1 rRNA gene is annotated in these 1,644 nt (G+C 52.3%); it reads right to left on the bottom strand.

The features are described from left to right. Positions 1-21 precede the first annotated feature (21 nt). Positions 22-1,644: ribosomal RNA gene (locus ABD744_RS09175) — 23S ribosomal RNA — on the bottom strand; the annotation flags it as partial.

Genomic DNA, 1,644 nt, shown 5'->3' with positions numbered 1-1,644 from the left:
ATCAAACTACTTTGGTGTTATATAGCCAAGCCTCACGAGCAATTAGTACTGGTTAGCTCAACGCCTCACAACGCTTACACACCCAGCCTATCAACGTCCTGGTCTTGAACGGCTCTTCAGAGGGCTTAAAGCCCTAGGGAAAACTCATCTTGAAGGGGGCTTCCCGCTTAGATGCTTTCAGCGGTTATCCTGTCCGAACGTAGCTACCGGGCAATGCCATTGGCATGACAACCCGAACACCAGAGGTTCGTCCACTCCGGTCCTCTCGTACTAGGAGCAGCTCTTCTCAATTTTCCAACGTCCACGGCAGATAGGGACCGAACTGTCTCACGACGTTCTAAACCCAGCTCGCGTACCACTTTAAATGGCGAACAGCCATACCCTTGGGACCGGCTTCAGCCCCAGGATGTGATGAGCCGACATCGAGGTGCCAAACTCCGCCGTCGATGTGAACTCTTGGGCGGAATCAGCCTGTTATCCCCGGAGTACCTTTTATCCGTTGAGCGATGGCCCTTCCATACAGAACCACCGGATCACTATGACCTACTTTCGTATCTGCTCGACGTGTCTGTCTCGCAGTTAAGCTGGCTTATGCCATTGCACTAACCGTACGATGTCCGACCGTACTTAGCCAACCTTCGTGCTCCTCCGTTACTCTTTGGGAGGAGACCGCCCCAGTCAAACTACCCACCACACAGTGTCCTCGACCCGGATAACGGGCCTGAGTTAGAACCCCAAACATGCCAGGGTGGTATTTCAAGGTTGGCTCCACAATAACTGGCGTTACTGCTTCAAAGCCTCCCACCTATCCTACACAAGCATGTTCAAAGTTCACTGTGAAGCTATAGTAAAGGTTCACGGGGTCTTTCCGTCTAGCCGCGGATACACAGCATCTTCACTGCGATTTCAATTTCACTGAGTCTCGGGTGGAGACAGCGTGGCCATCGTTACGCCATTCGTGCAGGTCGGAACTTACCCGACAAGGAATTTCGCTACCTTAGGACCGTTATAGTTACGGCCGCCGTTTACCGGGGCTTCGATCAAGAGCTTCGCATAAGCTAACCCCATCAATTAACCTTCCGGCACCGGGCAGGCGTCACACCGTATACGTCCACTTTCGTGTTTGCACAGTGCTGTGTTTTTAATAAACAGTCGCAGCCACCTGGTCACTTCGACCGACCTCAGCTTAGGGAGCAAGTCCCATCACCAAAGTCGGCGTACCTTCTCCCGAAGTTACGGTACCATTTTGCCTAGTTCCTTCACCCGAGTTCTCTCAAGCGCCTTGGTATTCTCTACCTGACCACCTGTGTCGGTTTGGGGTACGGTTTCTTCATAACTGAAGCTTAGAGGCTTTTCTTGGAAGCATGGCATCAATCACTTCGTTCCCGTAGGAACTCGTCATCAGTTCTCAGCCTTAGGAATCCGGATTTGCCTAAATTCCCAGCCTACAACCTTAAACACGGACAACCATCGCCGTGCTGACCTAGCCTACTCCGTCCCCCCATCGCATTATGAAGAAGTACAGGAATATTAATCTGTTTCCCATCGACTACGCATTTCTGCCTCGCCTTAGGGGCCGACTCACCCTGCGCCGATTAGCGTTGCGCAGGAACCCTTGGTCTTCCGGCGGGGAAGTTTTTCACT

Origin of the sequence: Litoribacillus peritrichatus, assembly GCF_039537985.1 — a bacterium.
GTDB classification, from domain to species: Bacteria; Pseudomonadota; Gammaproteobacteria; order Pseudomonadales; family Litoribrevibacteraceae; genus Litoribacillus; species Litoribacillus peritrichatus.
Note: the sequence above shows the minus strand (reverse complement) of the source record. Positions and strands in the feature narration are given on the sequence as shown.